This is a genomic window from Streptomyces sp. NPDC093801, assembly GCF_040701585.1.
Taxonomy (GTDB): Bacteria; Actinomycetota; Actinomycetes; order Streptomycetales; family Streptomycetaceae; genus Streptomyces.
On sequence record NZ_JBFBDP010000006.1, the window covers coordinates 26,545 to 51,001 of the forward strand.

At 75.0% G+C, this 24,457-nt stretch carries 21 protein-coding genes; 11 read left to right on the top strand and 10 right to left on the bottom strand.

Annotated elements, in window-relative coordinates:
• Position 1 precedes the first annotated feature (1 nt).
• Complete coding sequence (locus tag AB0469_RS08230) at positions 2-553, bottom strand: DinB family protein (RefSeq protein ID WP_366450516.1); 552 nt, start codon at positions 551-553, stop codon at positions 2-4.
• A 165-nt stretch (positions 554-718) separates the two neighbouring features.
• On the opposite strand from AB0469_RS08230, the gene AB0469_RS08235 reads away from it, so the two are divergent.
• Entirely contained in the window at positions 719-1,825 is a 1,107-nt protein-coding gene (locus tag AB0469_RS08235; protein WP_366450518.1) for an ionic transporter y4hA, read from the top strand.
• 110 nt (positions 1,826-1,935) lie between these two features.
• A complete protein-coding gene (locus tag AB0469_RS08240; protein ID WP_366450519.1) occupies positions 1,936-3,435 on the top strand; it encodes a fatty acyl-CoA synthetase in 1,500 nt (499 codons plus the stop codon).
• Positions 3,436-3,488: 53 nt separating this feature from the next.
• Here the strand turns inward: AB0469_RS08240 and AB0469_RS08245 are convergent, their stop codons facing one another.
• From AB0469_RS08245 to paaK, 3 genes are all read right to left on the bottom strand, one after another.
• A complete protein-coding gene (locus AB0469_RS08245; RefSeq protein ID WP_366450521.1) occupies positions 3,489-4,346 on the bottom strand; it encodes an oxidoreductase in 858 nt (285 codons plus the stop codon).
• A gap of 70 nt (positions 4,347-4,416) precedes the next feature.
• A complete protein-coding gene (locus AB0469_RS08250; RefSeq protein ID WP_366450522.1) occupies positions 4,417-5,271 on the bottom strand; it encodes a YhjD/YihY/BrkB family envelope integrity protein in 855 nt (284 codons plus the stop codon).
• 120 nt (positions 5,272-5,391) lie between these two features.
• Positions 5,392-6,744, bottom strand: coding sequence for a phenylacetate--CoA ligase PaaK (gene paaK / locus AB0469_RS08255; RefSeq protein ID WP_366450523.1), 1,353 nt, complete (start codon positions 6,742-6,744; stop codon positions 5,392-5,394).
• A 116-nt stretch (positions 6,745-6,860) separates the two neighbouring features.
• Here paaK and AB0469_RS08260 point away from each other — a divergent pair, with 116 nt between their 5' ends.
• Positions 6,861-7,709, top strand: coding sequence for an alpha/beta hydrolase (locus AB0469_RS08260; RefSeq protein ID WP_366450524.1), 849 nt, complete (start codon positions 6,861-6,863; stop codon positions 7,707-7,709).
• Positions 7,710-7,884: 175 nt separating this feature from the next.
• Here the strand turns inward: AB0469_RS08260 and AB0469_RS08265 are convergent, their stop codons facing one another.
• Positions 7,885-9,522, bottom strand: coding sequence for an acyl-CoA synthetase (locus AB0469_RS08265; protein WP_366450525.1), 1,638 nt, complete (start codon positions 9,520-9,522; stop codon positions 7,885-7,887).
• Between the two features lie 174 nt (positions 9,523-9,696).
• On the opposite strand from AB0469_RS08265, the gene AB0469_RS08270 reads away from it, so the two are divergent.
• The 5 genes from AB0469_RS08270 to AB0469_RS08290 all read left to right on the top strand — a co-directional run bounded on the left by AB0469_RS08270 (position 9,697) and on the right by AB0469_RS08290 (position 14,962).
• Positions 9,697-10,497 (top strand): crotonase/enoyl-CoA hydratase family protein, encoded by an 801-nt coding sequence (locus AB0469_RS08270; RefSeq protein WP_366450526.1) that lies wholly within the window; start codon positions 9,697-9,699, stop codon positions 10,495-10,497.
• Between the two features lie 791 nt (positions 10,498-11,288).
• A complete protein-coding gene (locus tag AB0469_RS08275) occupies positions 11,289-12,251 on the top strand; it encodes an OB-fold domain-containing protein (protein ID WP_366450527.1) in 963 nt (320 codons plus the stop codon).
• A complete protein-coding gene (locus AB0469_RS08280) occupies positions 12,251-13,318 on the top strand; it encodes a thiolase domain-containing protein (RefSeq protein ID WP_366450528.1) in 1,068 nt (355 codons plus the stop codon). The genes AB0469_RS08275 and AB0469_RS08280 overlap by 1 nt, the downstream gene beginning before the upstream one ends.
• A complete protein-coding gene (locus tag AB0469_RS08285) occupies positions 13,315-14,499 on the top strand; it encodes a thiolase domain-containing protein (RefSeq protein WP_366450529.1) in 1,185 nt (394 codons plus the stop codon). Before AB0469_RS08280 ends, AB0469_RS08285 begins: the two co-directional genes overlap by 4 nt.
• A gap of 223 nt (positions 14,500-14,722) precedes the next feature.
• The gene (locus AB0469_RS08290) at positions 14,723-14,962 is read left to right on the top strand and encodes a DUF397 domain-containing protein (RefSeq protein ID WP_366450530.1); all 240 of its coding nucleotides are present in this window, start codon (positions 14,723-14,725) and stop codon (positions 14,960-14,962) included.
• Positions 14,963-15,022: 60 nt separating this feature from the next.
• On the opposite strand, the gene AB0469_RS08295 is transcribed toward AB0469_RS08290, so the two are convergent.
• A complete protein-coding gene (locus AB0469_RS08295) occupies positions 15,023-15,592 on the bottom strand; it encodes a hypothetical protein (RefSeq protein WP_366450531.1) in 570 nt (189 codons plus the stop codon).
• Positions 15,593-15,833: 241 nt separating this feature from the next.
• Between AB0469_RS08295 and AB0469_RS08300 the strand changes: the two genes are divergently transcribed.
• Together AB0469_RS08300 and AB0469_RS08305 are read left to right on the top strand one after the other, a co-directional pair.
• On the top strand, positions 15,834-18,500 hold the full coding sequence (locus AB0469_RS08300) for an AAA family ATPase (RefSeq protein WP_366450532.1): 2,667 nt from the start codon (positions 15,834-15,836) through the stop codon (positions 18,498-18,500).
• A gap of 35 nt (positions 18,501-18,535) precedes the next feature.
• Positions 18,536-19,354 carry a maleylpyruvate isomerase family mycothiol-dependent enzyme gene (locus AB0469_RS08305; RefSeq protein WP_366450533.1) on the top strand — a complete coding sequence of 273 codons (819 nt, stop codon included), beginning with the start codon at positions 18,536-18,538 and terminating at the stop codon, positions 19,352-19,354.
• 19 nt (positions 19,355-19,373) lie between these two features.
• Here the strand turns inward: AB0469_RS08305 and AB0469_RS08310 are convergent, their stop codons facing one another.
• The 3 genes from AB0469_RS08310 to AB0469_RS08320 are packed head-to-tail and all read right to left on the bottom strand — an operon-like array spanning position 19,374 to position 21,750.
• Positions 19,374-20,579: an MAB_1171c family putative transporter gene (locus tag AB0469_RS08310; RefSeq protein ID WP_366450534.1), complete on the bottom strand. Its 1,206-nt coding sequence runs from the start codon at positions 20,577-20,579 to the stop codon at positions 19,374-19,376.
• A 2-nt stretch (positions 20,580-20,581) separates the two neighbouring features.
• Positions 20,582-21,112 (bottom strand): toxin-antitoxin system, toxin component, encoded by a 531-nt coding sequence (locus tag AB0469_RS08315; protein ID WP_366450749.1) that lies wholly within the window; start codon positions 21,110-21,112, stop codon positions 20,582-20,584.
• Between the two features lie 14 nt (positions 21,113-21,126).
• Positions 21,127-21,750, bottom strand: a complete 624-nt coding sequence (locus tag AB0469_RS08320; protein WP_366450535.1) for a hypothetical protein — start codon at positions 21,748-21,750, stop codon at positions 21,127-21,129.
• Positions 21,751-22,076: 326 nt separating this feature from the next.
• Here AB0469_RS08320 and AB0469_RS08325 point away from each other — a divergent pair, with 326 nt between their 5' ends.
• A complete protein-coding gene (locus AB0469_RS08325; RefSeq protein WP_344168321.1) occupies positions 22,077-22,577 on the top strand; it encodes a hypothetical protein in 501 nt (166 codons plus the stop codon).
• Between the two features lie 36 nt (positions 22,578-22,613).
• Here the strand turns inward: AB0469_RS08325 and kstD are convergent, their stop codons facing one another.
• Positions 22,614-24,413, bottom strand: a complete 1,800-nt coding sequence (gene kstD, locus AB0469_RS08330; RefSeq protein ID WP_366450536.1) for a 3-oxosteroid 1-dehydrogenase — start codon at positions 24,411-24,413, stop codon at positions 22,614-22,616.
• Positions 24,414-24,457: the final 44 nt, after the last annotated feature.

A 24,457-nucleotide genomic window follows, 5' to 3' on the forward strand; every position in this document is an offset into this window, starting at 1 on the left:
GTCACATCCCGACGGCCCCGTCGATCCGCTCCCGCAGCAGATCGGCGTGGCCGTTGTGCCGCGCGTACTCCTCGATCATGTGGATCAGCACCCACCGCAGCGACACCCTCCCCCGCCAGGGGTCCTCGCCCTCGACGTCCAGGTCGGGGGCCCCGGCGGCGAACCGGTCCGCGAACCCCACCTCGTCGCGCCAGGCCGCCCAGGCCTCCTCCACGGCCCCGGGAGCGGATCCCGCGCCGTCGAAGTCCCCGTCCGGGTCGGCCGCCGAGGAGAAGCGCGGGCGCACGTCCTGCCCGGCGAGCACCCGCCGGAACCACTGCCGCTCCATGTCGGCCAGATGGCGGACGATGCCGAGCAGCGAGAGGGTCGAGGGCTCCACCGCCCGCCGGGACAACTCCTCGTCCAGCCCGACGCACTTGAGCTCCAGCGTCGTGCGCTGGGCCGCCAGCACGGACAGCAGCATCGGCCGCTCGTCGCCCGTCGCGGGAGCCTCGAACCGGCCCTCGCTCCCCGCGGCCCCGATGAGTTCGGCTCTTCTCGTACGGCTCGTCATGTACGGATCATGTGCCACCCGGAGGGTGCCGCGGAAGCCCCCGGCCCGGCCGCGCCCGACCCGACCGGGAGGGCAGGTCCGAAATGTCGTGAGAAAACCCACTCCAGGGCCCCGGACGCGCGCCTCACGCCGCACCCGGGCGGCCGGTCTGGCAACTTGGCAGACATGAGTACGGCGACGCACCGATCCCCCCTGACCGACTGGACCTTCCTCGTCCCCGTGGTGGCGCTCTTCGCGCTGGTCCTCAGCTGGGGCCGCGACCTGCCCGGCCCCCTGGTGGCCCTGGTCGCCCTCTGCCTCGCGGGCGCGGTCCTCGCCGCCGTCCACCACGCCGAGGTCGTCGCCCTCCGGGTGGGCGAACCCTTCGGCTCCCTCGTCCTCGCCGTCGCCGTCACCGTCATCGAAGTGGCCCTGATCGTCACCCTGATGGCCGACGGCGGCGACAAGACCGCCTCCCTCGCCCGGGACACGGTCTTCGCCGCCGTGATGATCACCTGCAACGGCATCGTCGGCCTGTCCCTGCTCGTGGGCGCCCTGCGCAACCGGGTCGCCGTGTTCAACGCGGAGGGCTCCGGCGCGGCCCTGGCCACCGTCGCTACCCTCGCCACGCTGAGCCTGGTCCTGCCGACCTTCACCACGAGCAAGCCCGGCCCCGAGTTCTCCAGCCCCCAGCTGGCCTTCGCGGCCGTGGCCTCCCTGGCCCTGTACGGGCTGTTCATCGCCGTGCAGACCGTTTGCCACCGGGACTACTTCCTGCCCGTGGCCACGGAGAGCACGCCCGCCGGCGCCGCCGAGGAACACGCCGAACCGCCCACCACCCGCGCCACCCTGGCCAGCCTCGCCCTGCTGTTCGTCGCCCTCGTCGCGGTCGTCGGCGACGCCAAGTCCGTCTCCCCGACCATCGAGAAGGGCGTCGCCGACGCCGGACTGCCCCAGGCCGTCGTCGGTGTGATCATCGCCCTGCTCGTCCTGCTCCCCGAGACCCTCGCCGCCGTCCGCGCCGCCCGCCGCGACCGGGTCCAGACCAGCCTCAACCTGGGCTACGGCTCCGCCATCGCCAGCATCGGCCTGACCATCCCGGCCATCGCCCTCGCCTCCGTCTGGCTGGAGGGACCGCTCCTGCTCGGCCTCGGCCCCACCCACATGGTGCTGCTCGCGCTGACCGTGGTGGTCGGCGCCCTGACGATCGTCCCCGGCCGGGCCACCCTCCTCCAGGGCGGGGTGCACCTCGTCATCCTCGCCGCCTACCTCTTCCTCGCCGTCAGCCCGTAGCGGACCGCCGGCCGCCGCCCCGGCGGACCGCGCGGGCCGGCGGCCGGGAGCGCCCGGCGGACGCGGACGCCGATCTTGACCCGGCCGCGCGGCGGGGCGAGGATCGCGCCATGACGGCAGTACGGCACCACACGGTCGACGGACTGGTACGGGCCTCCGCGCGGCGGCACCCCGGCAGGACGGCCCTGCGCTACCGCGAGCGGACCTGGACGTACGCGGAACTCGACGCGGCGGTCTCCGCCGGCGCCGCCGTGCTGCGGGAGCGGTACGGGCTCGCCGCCGGCGACCGGGTCGCGACCTTCGCCCACAACTCCGACGCCTACCTCATCGCCTTCCTCGCCTGCGCCCGCGCCGGCCTCACCCACGTCCCGGTCAACCAGAACCTCACCGGCGAGGACCTCGCGCACCTCCTCGGCGACAGCGCGAGCGCCCTGGTCCTCGCCGACCCCGGCCTGGCCGACCGGGTCCCCGACGGCTACCCCGTACGCGCGCTGCGCGACGCACCCGGATCCTTCCTGGCCGACGCGGCCGAACCGCTCCCCTTCGAGCCCTCCGCCGACGCCTCGGCGGTGGTGCAGCTGCTGTACACCTCGGGCACCACCGCCCTGCCCAAGGGCGCGATGATGACCCACCGGGCCCTGGCGCACGAGTACGAGAGCGCGATCGACGCCCTGGACCTGGCGGAGGAGGACCGGCCCGTCCACTCCCTGCCGCTCTACCACTCGGCGCAGATGCACGTGTTCCTGCTGCCGTACCTGGCGGTGGGCGCGGACAACACCGTCCTGGACGGGCCTGCGGCCGAGGAGATCTTCGACCTGGTGGAGGCGGGCCGCGCGGACAGCCTGTTCGCACCGCCGACCGTGTGGATCGCCCTCGCCAACCATCCGCAGTTCGGGGCGCGGGAGCTCGGCGCGCTGCGCAAGGCCTACTACGGGGCGTCGATCATGCCGGTCCCGGTACTGGAGAGGCTGCGCGAGCGGCTGCCGGGACTGGGCTTCTACAACTGCTTCGGACAGAGCGAGATCGGCCCGCTGGCCACGGTCCTGGGACCGGAGGAGCACGAGGGGCGCATGGAGTCCTGCGGGCGGCCGGTGCTGCACGTGGAGGCGAAGGTGGTCGACGAGTCCGGGGCGGAGGTCCCGGACGGCACGGCGGGGGAGGTCGTGTACCGCTCGCCCCAGCTGTGCCTGGGCTACTGGAACGACGCGGAGGCCACGGACAGGGCCTTCCGGGACGGCTGGTTCCGCTCCGGCGACCTGGCGGTACGCGACGCGCAGGGGTACTTCACCGTCGTCGACCGGGTCAAGGACGTCATCAACTCGGGCGGGGTGCTGGTGGCCTCCCGGCAGGTGGAGGACGTGCTCTACACCCACCCGGGGGTGGCCGAGGCGGCCGTCGTGGGGCTGCCCGACGAGCGGTGGATCGAGGCGGTCACGGCCGTGGTCGTCCCCCGCGGCCGGGTCACCGAGGCCGAGCTGATGGCGTACGCCCGCGCGCGGCTCGCCCACTTCAAGGCCCCGAAGCGGGTCCTGTTCGTGGAGGCCCTGCCGCGCAACGCCAGCGGGAAGATCCTCAAACGCGAACTCCGCGACCGCCTCGGCAGCTCCTGAGACCCCGCCGGCCGGCCCCGCGGAGGGCGGGACCCGGCCGGCGGGGGCGCGGGTCAGGCGTCGAAGTCCGTGCCGCGGCTGACGGGCTCCCAGGTGCGGGCCTCCTCGCGGGCCGCGTCGGAGTGGGCGAGGATCGCGTCGAAGGCGTCGTTGCCGAGGGCGAGCCGCAGCGGGGTCTCCTCCGCGTCCAGGGCGGCCAGGATCGCTGCGGCTGCCTTGACCGGGTCGCCGGGCTGCCTGCCGTCGCTGTCGGGCAGTCCGGTGCGCACCGCGCCGACGGTGTCCGCGTAGGCGGGCAGGACGGCGGCCGACTGCTGGAGCGCGGCGCCGCCCGCGAAGCCCGTGCGGAAGGACCCGGGCTCCACGATCAGCGTCTTGATCCCGAAGGCCGCGACCTCGCCCCGCAGCGCCTCGGTGAGGCCCTCCAGGGCGAACTTGGTCGCCGAGTAGGCGCCGACGCCCGGGAAGGACAGCCGGCCGCCCATGCTGCTCATCTGCACGATCGCACCGGACTTGCGCTCCCGCATGTGCGGCAGCACGGCGCGGATCAGCGCGGCCGGGCCGAAGAAGTGCAGCTCCATCAGATCGCGGAGTTCGGCCTCGGAGGTCTCCTCCACCGCCCCGATCAGACCGCGGCCGGCGTTGTTGACGAGGACGTCGATCCGGCCGAACCGCTCCACGGCCTCGGCGACCACCGCCTCGACGCGCGCCGCGTCCGTCACGTCCGCCGCGACCGGTACGAGCCGCTCCGGGTGGGCGGCCGCCAGGTCGTCGAGCGCGGCGGGCCGGCGGGCCGCCGCGACGACCGTGTCCCCGGCCGCGAGCGCGGCCTGCGCCAGCGTCCGCCCGAAGCCCGAGGAAGCCCCGGTGATCAGCCAGACCCGGCCGGTGACCTGATCCTGTGCAGACATCAATCCCCCTGATATCAAACGGTGTTGTGGATGTACGGGCGTGATCCTGCCATGGGTCCGGCCGCCGTGCTCACTCCTGTCCCGCATCCTGGGAAGGGCCGTCGCCGGAGTCGAGGACTCCGCCCGCCCGCAGCCGCCGCAGGGTGAGGTGCTCGTGGACCAGACGGCCCACCAGTGCCCCGCCGTAGACCACGAAGCCGACGCCGACCAGCCAGGACTGGACGACCAGCAGCGTGCCGAACGGGCCGTACGTCACGGCGTTCGAGGCGATCAGCGGGGAGAACACCAGCTGCGAGAAGATGCGCAGGCCCAGCAGGCCGAGGGTGGTCGCCACCGCCCCCGGGAACAGTGCGGCCCAGCGCACCCGCCCGCCCAGCAGCAGCCGTCCGGAGCCCCAGAAGAACAGGCAGGTGCCGACCATGTCGCTGACGGTGCCGAGGAGGGTGCCCGCCGTGCTGGGGGAGGGCGGGGGGATCCCGACCAGCAGGCCCAGGTAGCAGACCAGCAGGGCCAGCCACACGACGTGCCGCCACATGGTGTGCCAGCGGGCCGTCGGCAGGTCCCACACCTTCTCGTAGCCGGTCTGGACGGCGGAGCCGAACGTCAGGCCGAACACCGCGAGCGCCGCCAGTCCGAAGGCGGTGGTCCGCTCCAGCGCCAGGTCGGCCGCCCCGAAGAGCATCTCGACCTTGGCCCGGGAGGCCGCGGTGACCCCGAGGGCCTGGCCCAGCCAGCGGCCGAAGCCGGAACCGCTGCCCGGCGCGGCCGCCGCCACGACCACCAGCAGCGGCACCAGGGTGAGGAAGCCGAGGGCGGCGAAGCCCATGGCCCGGTGCATCAGCTCGATCTCGCGGCCGCGGCTCCAGGCCAGCCCGGCGGGGGAGCCCAGGAACCGGTCGTGCAGCTGCCGGAGGGTCGAGGTCACACCCCATCCCCTACCCGGACGGCCCCGCCGGGTCCCGGAAGCCGCGCCGAAGTGGGGCCGAAGGGGTGGCCGCGGCGGCCGGCGGACGCGCGACCCGCACGGGGCGGCCCCCGCCGCGCCTCAGCCCTCCCCGGCGCCCTCCCGGACCTCGCGCAGGTCCTTCACCCGCTTGATCTTGCCGACCGAGCGCTCCAGGCTCTCCGGCTCCACCACCTCCACCCCGACGGACACCCCGACGCCCTCCTTGACCGCGCGCGCCAGCTCCGCTGCCGCCGCGCGCCGCTGCCCGGCATCGGCCTCCCGGCGCGCCTCCACCCGTACCGTGAGGGCGTCCATCCGCCCCTGCCGGGTCAGCCGGAGCTGGAAGTGCGGGGCCAGGGCGGGGATGCGCAGGAGTATCTCCTCGATCTGGGTCGGGTAGAGGTTCACCCCGCGCAGGATGATCATGTCGTCGCTGCGGCCCGTCACCTTCTCCATCCGGCGGAAGGCGGGCCGCGCGGTACCCGGCAGCAGCCGCGTCAGGTCCCGGGTGCGGTAGCGGATCAGGGGCATCGCCTCCTTGGTGAGGGAGGTGAACACCAGCTCGCCGAGTTCGCCGTCCGGCAGCACCGCCCCGGTCAGCGGGTCGATCACCTCCGGGTAGAAGTGGTCCTCCCAGATGTGCAGCCCGTCCTTGTGCGAGGCGAACTCCTGGGCCACGCCGGGCCCCGTGACCTCCGACAGGCCGTAGATGTCGACGGCGTCGATGCCGAGCCGGTCCTCGATCTCCCGGCGCATCTCCTCGGTCCAGGGCTCCGCGCCGAAGACCCCCGTCCGCAGGGAGGTCGAGCGCGGGTCCACGCCCTGGCGCTCCATCTCGTCGAGCAGGGTGAGCATGTAGGAGGGGGTCACCATGATGACCTCCGGCCGCAGGTCCTGGATCAGCCTGACCTGGCGGTCCGTCATCCCCCCGGAGGCGGGGACGACCGTGCACCCCAGCCGCTCCGCGCCGTAGTGGGCGCCGAGGCCCCCGGTGAACAGGCCGTACCCGTACGCGATGTGCACGATCTGGCCCGGCCGGGCGCCCGCCGCGCGCAGCGACCGCGCGACCACGTCGGCCCAGGTGGCGAGGTCCCCGTCGGTGTAGCCCACCACGGTCGGCCGGCCGGTGGTGCCGCTGGAGGCGTGCAGGCGGCGGACGTCGGGGCGGGGGACGGCGAACATCCCGAAGGGGTACTGGCCGCGCAGGTCCGCCTTGGTGGTCAGCGGGAAGAGCGCCAGGTCGGCCAGGGAACGGCAGTCGTCGGGATGCACCCCCGCCTTGTCGAAGGCCTCCTGGTAGAAGGGCACGCGGTCGTAGACCCGGTGCAGGGTCGCCCGGAGCCGCTTGAGCTGGAGCGCCGCCAGCTCGTCGCGGCCCAGCCGCTCTCCTTCGTCGCCGTCGGCGGCCCCGTCGGGACCGCCGTGATCGTCGAGATCCGTGTACGCCGCCATTGCCGTCACCTCACCAAGGACCGATCAATCCAACCGAACGTTCATTCGGTAGAGTGCCGGACTCCGACCCGCAAATCAATGACTCGAACGAGTGATCGTCTGTTGGGATGGGGTCCATGCATGTATTCACCACCTACGACGGAACTGAACTCGCCCACCACCTCCAGGGTGACGGCGAACCGCTGGTCTGCCTGCCCGGCGGGGCCATGCGGGCGTCCCGCTACCTCGGCGACCTCGGCGGACTGGCCGCCGGCCGCCGGCTGATCCGCCTCGACCTGCGCGGCACGGGCGACTCGGCCGTGCCGACGGACGAGTCCACGTACCGCGCCGACCACCAAGTCGCGGACGTCGAGGCGCTCCGCCTCCACCTGGGCCTGGAGCGCATGGACCTGCTGGGCCACTCGGCGGCCGGGAGCCTCGCCATGATGTACGCGGGCGCGCACCCCGAGCGGGTGGGCCGCCTCGTCCTGGTCACCCCGGTGCCCTGGGCGGTGGGCCTGGACATCACCGCCGGACAGCGCCTGGGCGCGGCGCGGCTGAGGGCGGGCCGCGAGCCGTACGACACGGCGATCGGGGCCTACGGGCGGATCCTCGCGGACACGGCCCGGGACGGGGACTGGGACCTCACGGCCCCGCTCTTCCACGGGCGCTGGGACGGGGCCGCCCGGGCCCTCCACGCCGCCGGGGCGGGCGAGCGCAACGCGAAGGCCTCCCTGGCCTTCGCGGGCGAGGGGGCCTTCGACCCGCCGGCCCTGCGCGCCGCGCTGGCGCGGTTCACGGGGGAGGTGCTGGTCCTGGCGGGCGAGCTGGACGGCAGCCCGCCGCCGCAGGTCGCGGCGGAACTGGCGCGGCTCTTCCCCGCCGGGGTCCTCGACGTCCAGCCCGGCGCCGCGCACTTCCCCTGGCTCGACGACGCCCCCCGCTTCGCCGCCCGCGTCGAACGCTTCCTGGCCACGGGGACGTGACAGGGGTCTGACGGGGGCCCGGCGGGGGTCTGGCAGGGGGGGGCGGACCGGGCGGGGGACCGGCCTCCGTCAGGCCGCCTCCGTCAGGCCGCCCCCGTCGGGCCGCCTCCCTCGGGCCGCGGGTCCGGCGCGGGGGCGTCCGCCCGCTCCGGGCCGACGGCCGCTCCGGCCGCTGCTACGCCCGCCCCGCCGCGTCCGCCTCGCTGGCCACCGCCTTCGCCCAGCGGTAGTCCGCCTTGCCGCTCGGCGAGCGCTGGATGGCCGGGGCGATCACCAGCTGGCGCGGGATCTTGTACCCCGCCAGCCGGGTCCGGCAGTGCCGCTGGATCTCGTCCAGCGAGGGCTCCGGGGCGCCCGCCCGCACCTGCACCACGGCGGCCACGTGGCTGCCCCAGGTCGGGTCCGCGACGCCCGCGACCAGGGCGTCGTACACGTCCGGATGGGACTTCAACGCCTGCTCGACCTCCTCCGGATACACCTTCTCGCCCCCGGTGTTGATGCACTGCGAACCGCGCCCGAGGACGGTGACGATGCCCTCCTCGTCGACCGTCGCCATGTCGCCCAGCAGCACCCACCGCTCGGCGCCCTTCCGGAAGAAGGTCTCCGCCGTCTTCACCGGGTCGTTGTAGTAGCCCAGCGGAACGTGCCCGCGCTGGGCGAGGCGCCCCGGCACCCCCACCGCCACCGGCTCGTGCGTCACCGGGTCCACCACCTGCGTACGGTCGTTGACCTGGAGCCGGAACCCCTTCTCGGGGCCGGAGTCGTCCGTGGCCCGCCCGTTCGAACCCGACTCGGACGAGCCGAAGTTGTTCAGCAGCACCACGTTCGGCACGAGCCGCCGGAACTCGGCGCGCACCGACTCCGACATGATCGCCCCCGAGGAGGAGACGCTGAACAGCGAGGAGAGGTCCGTCCCCCTCAGTGGTCCGTTCAGGGCGTCGATCAGCGGCCGGAGCATGGCGTCGCCCACCAGTGACACGCTCGACACCTTCTCCTTCTCGATGGTGCGCAGCACCTCCTCGGGCACGTACTTGCGGTGGATCACCACCCGCTGCCCGTAGTTGAAGGCGATGAACGAGGTCAGGGTCGACGTGCCGTGCATCAGCGGGGGAGCGGGGAAGAAGGTGAGCCCCGCGCCGCGCGCCGCGACCCGCTCGGCCAGCTCCTCCGGGCGCTTGACCGGCTCCCCGGAGGGCTCGCCGCCGAACAGGCCGGCGAAGAACAGGTCCTCGGCCCGCCACATGACCCCCTTGGGCATGCCGGTCGTGCCGCCGGTGTAGATGATGAACAGGTCGTCGGGGCTGCGCGGCGGGAACCCGCGCTCCGGGGACCCGGCCGCCTCGGCGTCCCCGTACGCCACGGGCGTGATCGCCGGCTCCGGCGCGCCCGGCGGCGTGGCACCGACCCGGACCAGGTGGCGCAGCCCCGGCGTCTGCGGCAGGGCCGCCGCGACCCGCTCCGTGAACTCGCCCTCGAAGACGAGCGCGGCCAGGTCGGCGTCGTTGTAGAGGTAGACCAGCTCCTCCTCCACGTAACGGTAGTTGACGTTCACGGGTACGAGCCGCGCCTTGAGGCAGGCCAGCACGGTCTGGAGGTACTCGACGCCGTTGTAGAGGTGCAGTCCCACGTGCTCGCCGGGCGCCAGGCCGCTGTCCGCCAGGTGGTGCGCGACGCGGTTCGCGGCCGCGTCCAGCTCCGCGTACGTCAGGCGGCGCTCGGCGCCGGTCCCGGGGTGGTCCACGTACACCAGGGCCTCGCGGTCGGGGACCACGTCCACGACCGATTCGAACAGGTCGGCAAGGTTGTACTCCACCGTTCCTCCTCCTGACCCGGACCGGGCGGCCGGTCTGCTCGGCGGTCATTAGAGCGCCGCCCGGCCCAACTGGGAAGGGTGCCCGGCAAGAAAACTGACTGGTCGTCAGAAAACCCTTGTACTGCACCCGGCCCTCCTGCAACCTGTTCTAGGTCTCGAGACGGGAGGACGGCAATGGGTGGGACGGAACACCTCACCGTGGACCGCCACGGCGCCACGCTGGTGCTCACCATGAACAGGCCGGAGGCGAAGAACGCGCTCTCGCTTCCGCTGCTCGTGGGGCTCTACGACGGCTGGCTGGAGGCGGACGCGGACGACGGGATCCGGTCGGTGGTCCTCACGGGCGCGGGCGGGGACTTCTGCGCCGGAATGGACCTCAAGGCGCTGGCCGGGCGGGGCATGGCGGGCGACGCGTACCGGGACCGCCTCAAGGCCGACCCCGACCTCCACTGGAAGGCGATGCTCCGCCACCACCGGCCGCGCAAGCCGGTGATCGCGGCGGTGGAGGGCCACTGCGTGGCCGGCGGCACCGAGATCCTGCAGGGCACGGACATCCGGGTCGCCGGGGCCGGGGCCACCTTCGGGCTCTTCGAGGTCAGACGGGGGCTGTTCCCGATCGGCGGCTCGACCGTACGGCTGCCCCGGCAGATCCCGCGCACGCACGCCCTGGAGATGCTGCTCACCGGGCGCCCCTACTCGGCCGAGGAGGCGGCGCGGATCGGGCTCGTCGGGCGGGTGGTGCCCGACGGGACGGCGCTGGAGGCCGCGCTGGAGACCGCCGAACGGATCAACGCGTGCGGGCCGCTGGCCGTCGAGGCGGTGAAGGCCTCCGTCTACGAGACGGCCGGGATGACGGAGGCGGAGGGGCTGGCCGCCGAACTGGCCCGGGGCTGGCCCGTCTTCGACACGGCCGACGCGAAGGAGGGGGCGCGGGCCTTCGCGGAGAAGCGGGCGCCGGTCTACCGGCGGGCCTGACCGGCCCCCGCGCCGAGCACGTCCACCCCTACGGGGCCGCACCCCGACCCGCCCTTCCCCGTTCCCCGGGGGCGCGCCCCGGAATCCCGCGGGACCGCGCCCCGGCCCCCCCGGGGGGGGCGGCCCGGAACCCCGCGGGGTGCACCTCGGCCCGCCCGGGGCTGCGCCCCAGCCCCGGGCGGGCGTGTCCTCTCCGGGATCGCACCCCGCCCTCCGCGCCCGCGGCCCGAATCCAGGGGCGGTGCCCGAATCCAGGGGCGGCGCCCGAGCCCAGGGGCGGTGCCCGAGCCCAAGGGGCCGCGCCTCAAGCCAGGGGCGGCGCCCGAGCCCAGGGGCGTTGCCCGAGCCCAGGGGCGGTGCCCGAACCCAAGGGGCCACGCCTCAAGCCAGGGGCCGCGCCCGAGCCCAGGGGTGGTGCCCGAGCCCAAGGGGCCGCGCCTCAAGCCAGGGGCCGCGCCCGAGCCCAGGGGTGGTGCCCGAGCCCAAGGGGCCGCGCCTCAAGCCAGGGGCCGCGCCCGAACCCACGGGCCGCGCTCCGAGCCAGGGGCCGCGTCCGGACCCGCACGACCCGACCCCGGACCGGCCCACCGCCCGGGCCCCGGCCCCCGAGGGCGCGGACCACCCGGCCCCCGCCTTTCGGGGTGGTGCCCGGGGTCGGGGCACCACCCCGGCGACCCCGCCCACGGGGGCGCGCCCCGCGCCCGGGCCTCCGGGCAAGGGGGCGGGTCCGTGCGTCGGCCCGGGCCCGCCCCTTCCGTCCCGTACCACCGTCCGAGCATCGGAGACCACCCATGACAGCCGCGTCCCCGCCCGAGGTGCTGCGTGCGCCCCTCGTCGTCGAGTTCCCCTTCACCCGGTCCCTCGGGCCCGTGCAGAGCGCCTTCCTCACCGGGCTCCGCGAGCGCGTCGTCCTCGGGGTACGGACCTCCGGCGGCGGTGTGATGGTGCCGCCCGTCGAATACGACCCCGTCACCGCCGAGGAGCTCCGCGAACTCGTCGAGGTCGCGCCCACCGGGACCGTCACCACCTGGGCCTGGAACGGCGAGCCCCGCCCCCGGCAGCCCCTCGCCACCCCCTTCGCCTGGGTGCTGGTCCGGCTCGACGGTGCCGACACCGCCCTCCTGCACGCCCTCGACGCCCCCGGCCCCGACGCCGTGCGCACCGGCATGCGGGTCCGCGTGCGCTGGGCGGCCGAACGCACCGGGGCCATCACCGACATCGCCTGCTTCGAGCCCGACGGGGAGACCGGCGCCGAGGGCACCGCCGCCCCGCACGACGGCGTCTTCGCCGACCCCGTCACCGGCATCGTCGCCGAGGCCCGCCTGGACTACACCTACAGCCCCGGCCGCGCCCAGACCGCGTACATCAACGCCCTCTCCGAGCGGCGGACCGTCGGCGAGCGCTGCCCCGACTGCCACAAGGTCTACGTCCCGCCGCGCGGCGCCTGCCCCACCTGCGGGGTCGCCACCACCGACCGGGTCGAGGTGGGCCCGGCCGGCACGGTCACCACCTTCTGCATCGTCAACATCAAGGCGAAGAACCTCGACATCGACGTCCCCTACGTCTACGCACACATCGCCCTCGACGGCGCCGGCCTCGCCCTCCACGGCCGGATCGGCGGCATCCCGTACGACCAGGTCCGCATGGGCCTGCGCGTCGAACCCGTGTGGACCGACGGCGGCCGCTACCCCGACCACTACCGCCCCACCGGCGAACCGGACGCGGACTACGACGCGTACAAGGAGCTCATCTGATGCCCGGGAGCACGCGCCACGCCCGCGAGGTCGCCGTCGTCGCCTTCGCCCAGAGCGACCACCTGCGCCGCACCGACGAACTCAGCGAAGTCGAGATGGTCATGCCGGTCCTGCACCGGGTGCTGGCCGACACCGGCCTGAAGACCGGCGAGATCGGCTTCACCTGCTCCGGCTCCAGCGACTACCTCGCCGGCCGCGCCTTCTCCTTCACCATGACCCTCGACGGCGTCGGCGCCTGGCCGCCGATCTCCGAGTCGCACGTCGAGATGGACGGAGCCTGGGCCCTCCACGAAGCCTGGGTCAAGATCCAGACCGGCGAGGCCGACACCGCGCTCGTCTACGCGTACGGGAAGTCCTCCCCGGGCTCCGTCCGCGACGTCCTCACCCGCCAGCTCGACCCGTACTACCTCGCACCCCTGTGGCCCGACTCCGTGGCCCTGGCCGCCCTCCAGGCGCAGGCGCTCGTCGACGCGGGCGAGACCGACGAAACGGCACTCGCCGCCATCGGCGCCCGCAGCCGGGCCGCGGCCGCCGGCAACCCGCACGCCCAGCTCCGCGGAGCCGTCCCGCAGGGCGGCTACCAGGTGGCGCCCCTGCGCACCGGGGACTGCCCGCCCATCGGCGACGGGGCGGCCGCCGTCGTCCTGGCCGCCGGCGACACCGCCCGCCGGCTGTGCCGGCGGCCCGCCTGGATCACCGGCATCGACCACCGCATCGAGGCCCACGGCCTGGGCCTGCGCGACCTGACCGACTCCCCGTCCACCCGGACCGCCGCCGAGCACGCCGGGCTCTTCGACGCCCCGGTGGACACGGCCGAGCTGCACGCGCCGTTCTCCTCGCAGGAGGTCGTCCTGCGCAAGGCGCTCGGCCTCGGCGACGGGGTGGCCGTCAACCCCTCCGGCGGCGCCCTCGCCGCCAACCCCGTCATGGCCGCCGGCCTGATCCGCATCGGCGAGGCCGCCGCCCGGATCCACCGCGGGGAGTCCGACCGGGCCGTCGCCCACGCCACCTCCGGGCCCTGCCTCCAGCAGAACCTGGTCGCCGTCCTGGAAGGGGACCGAGCATGAGCGCACCGGGCACCACGGGCAAGGAGCCGGTGGCCGTCGTCGGCGTCGGCCAGACCCGGCACGTCGCCGCCCGCCACGACGTCTCCCTCGCCGGCCTGGTCCGCGAGGCCGCGGTCCGCGCCCTCGCCGACGCCGAACTGACCTGGGCGGACATCGACGCGGTGGTCATCGGCAAGGCCCCCGACTTCTTCGAGGGCGTGATGATGCCGGAGCTCTACCTCGCCGACGCCCTCGGCGCAGTCGGCAAGCCGATGCTGCGCGTGCACACCGCCGGCTCGGTCGGCGGCTCCACCGCGCTCGTCGCCGCCAACCTCGTCGCCGCCCGCGTCCACCGCACCGTCCTGACCCTGGCCTTCGAGAAGCAGTCCGAGTCGAACGCCATGTGGGGGCTCTCCCTCCCCGTCCCGTTCCAGCAGCCGCTGCTGGCCGGGGCCGGCGGGTTCTTCGCCCCGCACGTGCGCGCGTACATGCGGCGCACCGGCGCGCCCGAGACGGTGGGCTCGCTCGTGGCGTACAAGGACCGGCGCAACGCGCTGAAGAACCCGTACGCGCACCTGCACGAGCACGACATCACCCTGGAGAAGGTCCAGGCCTCGCCCATGCTGTGGGACCCGATCCGCTACTCCGAGACCTGCCCGTCCTCGGACGGGGCCTGCGCGATGGTCCTCACCGACCGGGCGGGCGCGGCCCGCTCGCCGCGGCCCCCCGCGTGGGTGCACGGCGGCGCGATGCGCAGCGAGCCGACGCTCTTCGCGGGCAAGGACTTCGTCTCGCCGCAGGCCGGCAAGGACTGCGCCGCCGACGTCTACCGGCAGGCCGGGATCACCGATCCGCGCCGGGAGATCGACGCGGTCGAGATGTACGTCCCCTTCTCCTGGTACGAGCCCATGTGGCTGGAGAACCTGGGCTTCGCGCAGGAGGGCGAGGGCTGGAAGCTCACCGAGGCCGGGGTCACCGAACTCGACGGCGACCTCCCGGTCAACCCCTCCGGGGGCGTCCTGTCCACCAACCCGATCGGCGCCTCCGGCATGATCCGCTTCGCGGAGGCGGCCCTCCAGGTCCGGGGCCTGGCGGGGGAACACCAGGTGCCCGGCGCCCGCAGGGCCATGGGCCACGCCTACGGCGGCGGCGCGCAGTTCTTCGCCATGTGGCTGGTGGGCGCGGAGCGGCCGGGCACCTGAGCCGGCCCGGACACGGGGCCGCACACAGGGCCGCACACGCGGCCGCACGCGGCAGGCCACCGGGCGCCCCGCACGCGGCAGGCCACCGGGCGCCCCGCACGCGGCCGGCCGCCGGGCCGGATCCGGCCCGGCGGCCACGCAGACCACGCCGTGGTCTGTGCGGCGCCCGCCGCGGTGGCTACCCTGGGCCACCCAACGACGACGTACCGGGAGGAGCAGGCAGATGGCCGAGAGCACGACAGCGCGGACCCCCGCTCACTGGGGCAGGCCCGACCTCGATCTCAGCGGGGCGGACTGGCAGCCGAGCAGCCGGGGCGCGGGCGACCTCCAGATCGCCTTCGTGGAGGGCTTCATCGCCATGCGCGACAGCGACCGTCCCGACGACCCGTCACTCGTCTTCGCCCCGAACGGATGGCGCAAGTTCGTCCTGGGCGCCCGGGCGGGCCGCTTCGACCTGGCCTAGGGGGTGCCCGCAACGGAGCGCCGGCCGCCCGCGGGGCAGGCGGGACTTTGCGGACACCCCCTAGGCCGGACCGCCGGCCCGGTCGCGGGGCGCGTCCCGGGCGCTCAGCAGCAGGGCGACCTGGACCTCGTGCTCCCCGGAGACGGTGCCGAGGTGCTCGCCGGCGAAGGCCTCCTCCAGGACGGCGCGCACCTGGCGCACCGATGCGGCCGCTCCGTCCAGCTCGGCCCTCACCGGCGAGGCCGGCCGGGCCTCCGGGCCCGTTCCGGGCGCACGGCGGCGGACGTCCACCGTCACCGCCCAGATGCTCGGGTCCGCCGCCGGACCGGCGGCGGCCCGCGCCGGCACCGGGGCCGGCGCGGTCATACCGGGGAACGCCTCCGCCAGCACGTCCAGCACGGCCCCGGCACCCGCCCGGTCGCAGTGGCTGACCAGGACGCTCACCTCCGCCGCGGGCCCCTCCGCGGTGCGCGCCGCGGCCACCCGTGCGGGATCGGCCGCGGGGCCCGCGCCCGTACCCGTACGGGACGGCGTGCCGGGCGCCCGGCCGTGCTCGTCCACCATCGCCCCCGCGTCCGGGAGCGGCACGCCGCGCCGCTCCGCATCCGCCTGACCGCGGTCCGTGTCCATCGTTCGCCTCCGGGTCGTGGGGGCCCCGCACGGTGCCCGGGGCCGTCCGGTGACCGGCACGTCAGGGTGCCTCACCTGGCGGCTGTCCGCTGGAGGCCGCGTCAAACCCGTCGCCCGCCCCGCGACGCCCCCGCGGGGGCGAGGCCCGGAAGAGAAGATCAGATTCTTTCCCGATAGCGGGCGCCCCGGCACGCGCGCGGGCGTAGGCTGAACCCCCGAACCGGCCTGGGGGGTACGAGCCATGACGGACCGCCGGACCCGCACACGGCGCTCGCTCTTCGAACGCGAGACGGAACTCGCCGGCGTCGACGAGGCCCTGGACCGGCTCACCGGCACCGGCCCCGACGCGGCCGGCGGCCTGCTCGCCCTCTCCGGCCCGGCCGGCCTCGGCAAGACCACCCTGCTCGCCGAAGTGCGCCGCCGCGCCCTCGCCCGCTCCTGCACCCTCCTCGCCGCACGCGGCGGCGAACAGGAGCAGAGCCAGCCCTTCCACGTCGCCCGCCAGCTCATCCAGCCCCAGCTGGCCGGCCGCCCCGAGGCCGAGCTGCGCGCCGCACTCGGCAGCTGGTACGCGATCGTCGGGCCGGCGCTCGGCCTGTGCGCCCCCGAACAGGGCGCACCGCCCGACCCCCAGGGCCTGCGCGACGGGCTGGACTGGGTGCTCACCCACCTCACCGTCCAGCGCGCCCCCGTCGTCCTCGTCCTCGACGACGCCCACTGGGCCGACCCCGAATCCCTCGGCTGGCTCGCCGCGTTCGCCCCGCGCGCCGAGCACCTCCCGCTGCTCCTCGTCGTCGCCTACCGCCCCGACGAACTCCCCGCGCACGCCGAGGCCTTCCGCACCCTGCCCGGCCGGGCCGGCCGGCGCCCCCTCAGCCTGGCCCCGCTCACCGAGGCCGCCGTCGCCACCCTGGTCCGCGAGACCGTCGGCGCGCACGCGGAGGACGCCTTCTGCCACGAGGCCTGGGCCGTCACCACCGGCAACCCCTTCGAGGCCGTCGAACTCACCGCCAAGGTCCGCGCCCGGGGCATCACCCCCGTGGAGTCCAGCGCCCCGCTGCTGCACGACCTGGCCGCCGCCCAGCGCGGCAGCGGCCTGGTCGCCCGCCTCCAGAGCCTCGGCCCCTCCACCGTCCGCTTCGCCTGGGCCTGCGCCGTCCTGGGCACCGCCATCCCCCGGCAGATCGCCGCCCGCGTCGCCGGACTCGGGGTCGAGGAAGCCGCCGGCGCCACCTGGCGGCTGCGCGACGCCCGCATCCTGTCGGCCGCCCCGGCGGACGCCGAGGACGGGGACACCGGGCTGGAGTTCGTCCACCCGCTCATCGCCACCGCCATCTACCGGGCCATCCCCGACGCCCTGCGCGTCGCCCTGCACGGCAAGGCGGCGGCCGCCGTCGTCGACGCCGGACTCGGTTCCTCCGCCGCCGCCCGCCACCTCCTGGAGACCCACCCGGAGAGCGACCCCTGGGTGGTGCGCACCCTGCGCGAGGCCGCCGCCGAGAACCTCCGGGCCGGCGCCCCCGAAGCCGCCCGCCGCCAGCTCGCCCGCGCCCTCCAGGAGCCCCCGGACTTCGGCGAACGCGCCGCCGTCCTCTACGAACTCGGCTGCGCCTCCCTGCTCACCGAGCCCGCCACCACCGTCAACCACCTGCGGGCCGCCCTCGCCGAACCCTTCGACGACCCCGCGCTGCGCCAGGGGATCGTCATCCGGCTCGCCCAGGTCCTCGCCCACAGCGACCACCTGCGGGCCGCCTCCGAACTCCTCGCCGGCGAGATACCGCGCGCCCACGACCCGCGCGCCCGGCTGCGCCTGCAGTCCGAGCAGTTCATGTGGGACGCCTTCGACGCCGCCGAACCCGACTCGCCGGCCCGCTCCCGGCGCCTCGCCAAACTCGCCGACCGGCTCACCGGCCGCGACCTCACCGAGCGCTACGTCATCGGACTGCGCGCCTGGGACGCCTGCCTGCGCGGCGAACCCCTCGACGTGGCCCTCCACCACGCCGGGCGGGTCCTGGAACAGCCCTTCAGCTGGGCCCAGGAGGACCGCGGCTTCGAGGTCCCCGTGCTCGCCGCGATGGTCCACATGTACGCCGACCGGCCCGGCCGCGCGGAGGAGCTCTTCGAGGCGGGCACCGCCGAGTTCGAACGCCAGGGCTGGCACGGTGCCCACCTGTCCTTCGCCTACAGCCTGCGCGCCTACATCCGCTACCGGCGCGGCCGCCTGACCGAGGCCGAGGAACTGGCCCGGGCCGGCCTGCGCCTCGCCGAGCGCGTGGGCCGCCGCACGCCCGTGCACTGGTACGCGATCACCATCCTCATCACCACCCTGCTCGGCCGCGGCCGGACCGAGGAGGCCTGGGCGCTGGCCCGGGAGCACGAGTACGGGGAGCCCTTCCCCGCCGCCGTCGTCTTCCCCGACTCCCAGACCGTCTACGCCGAACTCCTCCTGGCCGCCGGGGACCGCAAGGCGGCCGCCGTCGAACTGGAGGCGGTGGACCGGCGGCTGACCCCGCGCGGGATCCAGAACCCCGCCTGGTGCCCCTGGCGGCTGCACCTGGCCCGCACGGTGGCCCCCGAGGACCCCGCCAGGGCCCGCGCCCTGGCCGCCGAGGCACTGCACCGCGCGAGGGCCTTCGGCGCCCCCTCCGCCATCGGACAGGCCCTGCGCGTCTCGGCCGAGGTGGCGCCGCCGGAACAGCGCGCCGCCCTGCTGGCCGAGGCCGTCACCCAGTTGGAGGACTCCCCGGCGGCCTACGAGCTGGCCCGCGCCCTCGCCGCGCTCGGCACCGAGCTGCGCGACCCCGACCTGCTCACCCGCGCCCACCTGACCAGCCGCGCCTGCGGGGCCGACGGCCTGGAGGCACAGACCGCCGAGGCCCTGGGCGCGTTCGCCCGCGGCGCAAGCTGAGGCGCGGGCCGCCCGCCCGGGGCAGGGTGGACCGCATGGACCACCCCACCAGGCTCAGCGTCTTCCGGAGCGAGGCGGCGGCCTTCGACCGGGCCCTGCGACGGGCCGCCGAAGGCGGCCGGGACGCACCACCGGTCCCGTCCTGCCCCGGCTGGTCCGTCGCCGACCTCGCCGGCCACCTCGGCAGCGTCCAGCGCTACCTCACCCACGTCCTGCGGGGGCGGCACACCGAGCCCCCCGACGCGACGGACCCGGCGCTCTACGCGCTCCCCGAGGACCCCGGCGTACGGGCCGCCTGGCCCCGGCACGACGCGACCCCGCACCGCGGCCCCGTCCCCGCGGAACTCCTCGACTGGTCGGCCGCCGCCGCCCGGGAACTGGCGGACACGCTGGACGAACTCGGCCCCGGCGTACCGGTGTGGAGCTGGTCGCCCGAGCGGACCAGCGGCTTCTGGGCGCGCGTGCAGACCGTCGAACAGGCCGTCCACCGCTGGGACGCGGAGTCCGTCACGGGCACGCCGGCCCCCTTCGACCCGGCCTTCGCCGCCGACGCGGTCGCCCAGACCTTCGAGGTCATGGTCCCCGCCCGGCGCGGCTGGAAGCCGGCCCCGGCCGGAGCCGGGGAGCGCTACCGCTTCCGCCGCAGCGACGGCCCCGGATCCTGGACGCTGGAGTTCACCGGGGACCGGGTGCGCCTGGATCCGGGCGGCACCGGCCCGGTGGCCGTCGAGGCGGCGGGCACGGCCTCCGACCTCACCCTGTTCCTCTGGCAGCGCCTCCCCGCGGCCGGCCTGGAGGTCACCGGCGACCCGGCCCTGCTCGACCGCTGGTTCGAGCTCGTCCCCCCGGCCTGAACCGGGACCGGGGCACCGCTCAGCGGCGCACGCCCTCCGGCCGGACCGGAGGGTCCGGCCGGGTGCGGAAGGAGGAGACGACGGGGGAGCGGCGCAGGGCCCGGGACACGGCGACGAGGTCCGGGGTGCCAGCCGGGGCCGCCCCGGCGACGATCGTGCCCTCCGCCCCGCTGCCGGGTCCGGCGGCGCGGCCCAGGCGCAGGCCGCCCACCGCCGCGACCACCGCCACGGCGTCGGCGGTCGCCGCCGCCCGGGCGGGCGTCTCGCCGCGGGCCAGCGCCTCGGCGAGGGCCCGTGCGCGGACGTCGGGGTCCATGTACGGCTGGAGCCGCAGCAGCCCGTCGCTGATCTGCGTCCGGCGCTGGACCAGGCGCCGGCTCACCGGGGTCCGCCGGGGCAGCCGCAGCGGGGCCTCCAGTCCGGCCAGCTCGCGCACGAACGGGGCGAGGGAGCGGTACTGGCGGTAGTCCGTCCACAGCGCCTGTGCGGCCTGGCCGGCGTGCGGGAGAATGAAGCCCACGGCGATGAACAGGGCGCACACCGAGGCGATGGGCGGGGCCACGTAGGTGCTGAGCCAGTCCAGGTCGTGGCCGGTCCAGCGGGTGACCACCGCGACGAGCTTCACGGTGTCGTAGCAGAGGTTCAGGATGAACCCGACGACCAGGAACACCAGGCCCGCCCGCAGCCAGCCGGACACCTCGCGCAGCCACGTCCAGGTGACCGCCGAGGTGACCAGGCAGGCGGCCGTGTGCGCCCCGAGATAGAGCAGGATGTGCTCGCGCATCCAGGGGGTGTTGGCGTAGTAGGTGTCCAGGTCCCGCAGCCGCTCGACCGGCACGTCGGCGAAGGCGAAGGTGATCCACAGCCCGGCGACCACGGCCGCGTAGACGGCCCCGATCGTCCAGATGGTCCGGCGGACCCGCCGGGGATCGCCCCCGCGCCAGTGGATGATCATGATCAGGCAGGAGGCGCAGAACAGCGTCAGCAGCGAGTAGACCAGCGGCGCCGCGAAGTTGCTGACGCCCGTGGAGCTGTTCAGCAGGGCGAGCGTCTTGGGGCGGCCGAAGTAGAACACGGCCGAGCCCAGCACGAGCAGCCCGCCGAGGGAGCGCACGTTCGGGTCGATCCGCCAGAACCTCATGATCACCGGCAGGCGGATGGCCAAGGCCAGGGTGAGGATCGCCGCCGGGATGAGGTACGGGATGTAGAACCTGTCCGAGGTCAACGTCAGCCGATCGGTCCGCGGTAGCCGAGGGCGTTGCCTATCCGGCCCGCCACACCGTTCCTGCGTCCCGCCCCGGGGGACTCCCCGCCCGCCAGCCAGGGCCGGCACCGGTCCCCGAGCATCAGCCCGAACCGCTCGGCCTCGATCTCCTGGGCGTCCTCGTAGTGGGACCGCGCGGCGACGCTCGCGTACGTCAGCGAGGAGGCGTCCGGCAGGGAGCGGGCCGCGTCGGCCGCCCTGTTGCCGTGCTCGCCGCAGTGTCCGGCGTTCATGTGCCACAGCTCGTGCCCGAGGATGACCAGTTGGTGGTCCGGGGTCGTGTACTTCTCCACGACGACGATGTCGTACTTCTCCATGTTCAGCCACAGGCCCGAGGTGGTCAGCTCGGTGGGGAAGCGCTCGAAGCGCAGCACGATGGGGCGGCCGCCGCGGGTCCGGCTCATCGCGTCGCACAGGGCGCGGAAGAGGGTCTGCGGATCGGCCGGCGCCTCCAGGTCGAGCGAGGACGTCAGCGCGGTGCACAGCTTGCGCATCGAACGGGACAGGTTCACCGGGCCGCCCCGGCGTGCCGCTCGGCGGAGAGCATCCCCGTGATCATGCCCAGCAGCAGGGTCTCCTGCGTGCGGGTCAGGGGTCTTCCCCGGGTGGAGACGGAGACCAGGCCGTACTGGTCCACGAGGTCGGCCATCAGGTTGCCCGATCGGTAGTCGAGGGATTCGAGGGTGGGCCGCAGGGCCCGGCTCACCGCCTGCGCCGGGGTGTCCGTCAGGAAGGAGGCCTCGCGGCCGAAGAAGGCGGCGAACGCCTTGCAGTACCGCAGGTGCGGGGGCCTGCGCCCGGACACCAGGGCGTCGACCCAGCGGGTCGGGGCGCCGATCGCCGCCGCGATGTCCGCGACGCGGTAGGGGCGGCCGTGGACGTCGCGGGAGACCGCGTAGAGGAACGCCGCCCGCCGGCGGACCCTCTCCCCGGTCCCCCCGGGCCCGGGATCGGCCCCCTCCTCGCCGCGCAGCAGCGCCGCCGTCACCTCCGGGGGGACGCCGGCCCGCTCGGCGAGGGCTTCCGGGTCCAGGATCTCGTCCAGCTCCAGTCCCCCCTCCTCGGCGAGCGCCCGGATCCGGTCGAGCGTCACGGCGAGGGGAAGCGGCGGATCGCCAACAGACACGGTCATCCGTCTGTGCTCCCATACGTCCGAGGCCGTCTGCGCACCCGGGATGGCGGTAGGCCCCCCGGCCATCGAGATCCCCACCTTCGGATCGTAGCCGCCGATTCGAAAACGATCGCGGACCGGTGGCGGGGACGGACAGCAAGATACAGCCAGGAGGGCCGGTGGTGGCAGAAAAAGGCGCACGCCGGAAGCTGCCCGGCCGGTAAGGAGCACGGCGTGAGGACGCGCCGTACCCGCAGGTCCGCGATCTCCGCGGCCCCCCGGCCCGCCCCGGCGGCGGAGGCACCCCCGGGGCCGGAAAACCCGCGCGGCCACGTACCATGGGCCGCATGTCCTTCCTCCGCCGCCACCGCGCCGCCACACCCGCCGGCCCGGACTTCGACGTCCTGGCCATGGACCCGGGGGACTGGCCGGGCAACCTCGGGGCCGGGCTGCTGCCCGCCCCCGACGGCAGCTGCCAGGGCGTCTTCCTCCGCTACGACCTCTTCGGCGGACGCGGCCCCGCGATGATCATCGGCAACCTCCCCGAAGGCTCCCCGGCCCGGGACCTCGCCGAGGGCCAGGTGCCCTTCGAGGTGGCCCAGCTCCTCGACGCCCTCGAGAACGACGAGGAGGTCGAGGTCACCGGCACCGAGGACTGCCCCGTCATGCAGGGCGACAACCTCCTCATCGTCCGCAAGGTCAAGCTCTCCGAGAGCCGGATCTCCTGCGTCCAGTTCGACCGCAGCGACAACGTCCTCGTGACGATCGCCAGCTGGGACCGCCCCATCACCGACGACCTCTACGCACTGCTGAAGCCGCTCCCGGCCGAGCTCTTCCAGCAGGGCTAGGCGGCTGGGCGCCCGCGCCCGGGTGCCGCCCGGCCGTCAGGCGCCGTCCGCGATGTCGTTCGCCGCCACGTAGCCGAACGTCATCGCGGGCCCGATCGTCGAACCGGCCCCCGCGTAGCTGTGGCCCATCACCGCCGCGCTCGCGTTGCCCGCCGCCCACAGGCCCCGGATCACCGAGCCGTCCGCCCGCAGTGCGCGGGCCCGGGCGTCGGTGACGATGCCGCCCTTGGTCCCCAGGTCGCCCGGCACGATCCGGAAGGCGTAGAAGGGCGGCGCCCAGATCGGGGCCAGGCAGGAGTTCGGCAGCACGTTCGGGTCCGTGTAGTAGTGGTCGTACGCCGTGTCCCCCCGGTGGAAGTCGGGGTCGGAGCCGCTCCACGCCTGGGCGTTGAACCGGTTCAGCGTCGCCCGCAGCGCAGCCGCCGGCACCCCGATCTGCCCCGCCAGCGCGTCCCAGGTCCAGGCCTTCTTCGCGGCCCCCGCCTCGTACCAGGCGTCCGGGAAGGGCAGCGTCGGCAGCACGTCCTTGAACAGGTACCGGTTGCGGTAGTTCTGGTCCACGATCAGCCACGCCGGGATGTGCGACCCCGTCGCGCCCCGGTCCTTCTCGTACATCACGTGCACCACGTCGCTGTACGGCGCCGCCTCGTTCACGAACCGCGTTCCGGCGCGGTTGACGACCAGACCGCCCGGCAGGGTCCGCTCCGCCAGGCAGAAGTACGGCTCCCCGGGCAGCGGGATCGACGGCCCCCACCAGGCGTCCTCCATCAACGCCAGCGCAGCGCCCGCCCGCTGCCCCGCGAGGATCCCGTCGCCGGTGTTCTCCTTGGCGCCCACCGACCACTCGGTGCCGATCGGCTGCTGCTGGTAGCGCTCCCGCATCGCCGCGTTGTGCTCGAAGCCGCCGGAGCCGACCACCACGCCCCGGCGGGCGCGCACCACGCCCCGTACGCCGTCCTTCTCCACCACCACCCCGGTGACCGCCCCGCCCTCCTGGAGCAGGTCGACGAGCGGGCTGTTCAGCCATACCGGAACCCCCGCCCGCATCAGCCCGGCCCGCAGCCCGGCGGCCAGCGCCTGCCCCATCGTCAGAGGCTTCTGCCCCAGCAGCGCCGCCTTCGTGCCGCGCGCCAGGCACTCCGTGGACACCGCGAGCCCCTTCGCGGTGACCGCCGCGAGGTTGAGCCACTTGTAGTCCTGGCTGAACACCACCATCCCGGCCGGCACGGGCATGTACGCCGGGTTCAGGTGCGCCAGTTCGGCCCCCAGGACGTTCCCGTCGATCTGGTCCGGCTCGATGGAGCGGCCGTTCGGCAGCCCGCCCGGCAGGTTCGGGTAGTAGTCGCTGTACCCGTCCATGAAGCGGAACCTCAGCGGGCTGTTCGCCATGACGAAGTCCAGCATCCGCGGGCCGTTGGCCAGGAACGCCCGCTGCCGGTCGGCCGGCACGTCGGGCCCCACCACCGCCGACAGGTACGCCGCCGCCTTCTCCGGGGTGTCCGGCACCCCCGCGCCCAGGATCACCGAGTTGTTCGGCAGCCAGATGCCGGCCCCCGAGCGCGCCGCCGAACCGCCGAAGGTCGGGGCCTTCTCCACCACCAGCACGCTCAGCCCCCGCCCGGCGGCGGTGAGGGCGGCGGTCATCCCCGCCGCCCCCGACCCGACCACCACCACGTCGTACTCGCCGAACGCGGCCCCCTCGGCCCGGGCCGCGGCCCCCGGCAGCACGGCGGCGGTGAGCACCCCGGCCCCCGCGCCGGCGAGGACCGTCCGGCGGGAGGGCGGGGCGGGACGCGGCGCGTCGGCGCTCGCGGATATGGACACGGCCTCGGTCATGGGCGGGCTCCAGGGGTGTGGGAGGGGCGGGCTCCGGGCGTCTG

What these genes read in the sequence shown, in the direction of transcription:
- AB0469_RS08320 (WP_366450535.1), bottom strand. Translation starts at nt 21,750, where the DNA reads ATGACCGTGTCTGTTGGCGATCCGCCGCTTCCCCTCGCCGTGACGCTC.
- kstD (WP_366450536.1), bottom strand. Translation starts at nt 24,413, where the DNA reads ATGACCGAGGCCGTGTCCATATCCGCGAGCGCCGACGCGCCGCGTCCC.
- AB0469_RS08235 (WP_366450518.1), top strand. Translation starts at nt 719, where the DNA reads ATGAGTACGGCGACGCACCGATCCCCCCTGACCGACTGGACCTTCCTC.
- AB0469_RS08245 (WP_366450521.1), bottom strand. Translation starts at nt 4,346, where the DNA reads ATGTCTGCACAGGATCAGGTCACCGGCCGGGTCTGGCTGATCACCGGG.
- AB0469_RS08295 (WP_366450531.1), bottom strand. Translation starts at nt 15,592, where the DNA reads ATGGACACGGACCGCGGTCAGGCGGATGCGGAGCGGCGCGGCGTGCCG.
- AB0469_RS08325 (WP_344168321.1), top strand. Translation starts at nt 22,077, where the DNA reads ATGTCCTTCCTCCGCCGCCACCGCGCCGCCACACCCGCCGGCCCGGAC.
- AB0469_RS08305 (WP_366450533.1), top strand. Translation starts at nt 18,536, where the DNA reads ATGGACCACCCCACCAGGCTCAGCGTCTTCCGGAGCGAGGCGGCGGCC.
- AB0469_RS08315 (WP_366450749.1), bottom strand. Translation starts at nt 21,112, where the DNA reads ATGCGCAAGCTGTGCACCGCGCTGACGTCCTCGCTCGACCTGGAGGCG.
- AB0469_RS08300 (WP_366450532.1), top strand. Translation starts at nt 15,834, where the DNA reads ATGACGGACCGCCGGACCCGCACACGGCGCTCGCTCTTCGAACGCGAG.
- AB0469_RS08230 (WP_366450516.1), bottom strand. Translation starts at nt 553, where the DNA reads ATGACGAGCCGTACGAGAAGAGCCGAACTCATCGGGGCCGCGGGGAGC.
- AB0469_RS08260 (WP_366450524.1), top strand. Translation starts at nt 6,861, where the DNA reads ATGCATGTATTCACCACCTACGACGGAACTGAACTCGCCCACCACCTC.
- AB0469_RS08270 (WP_366450526.1), top strand. Translation starts at nt 9,697, where the DNA reads ATGGGTGGGACGGAACACCTCACCGTGGACCGCCACGGCGCCACGCTG.
- AB0469_RS08240 (WP_366450519.1), top strand. Translation starts at nt 1,936, where the DNA reads ATGACGGCAGTACGGCACCACACGGTCGACGGACTGGTACGGGCCTCC.
- AB0469_RS08280 (WP_366450528.1), top strand. Translation starts at nt 12,251, where the DNA reads ATGCCCGGGAGCACGCGCCACGCCCGCGAGGTCGCCGTCGTCGCCTTC.
- AB0469_RS08290 (WP_366450530.1), top strand. Translation starts at nt 14,723, where the DNA reads ATGGCCGAGAGCACGACAGCGCGGACCCCCGCTCACTGGGGCAGGCCC.
- paaK (WP_366450523.1), bottom strand. Translation starts at nt 6,744, where the DNA reads ATGGCGGCGTACACGGATCTCGACGATCACGGCGGTCCCGACGGGGCC.
- AB0469_RS08275 (WP_366450527.1), top strand. Translation starts at nt 11,289, where the DNA reads ATGACAGCCGCGTCCCCGCCCGAGGTGCTGCGTGCGCCCCTCGTCGTC.
- AB0469_RS08285 (WP_366450529.1), top strand. Translation starts at nt 13,315, where the DNA reads ATGAGCGCACCGGGCACCACGGGCAAGGAGCCGGTGGCCGTCGTCGGC.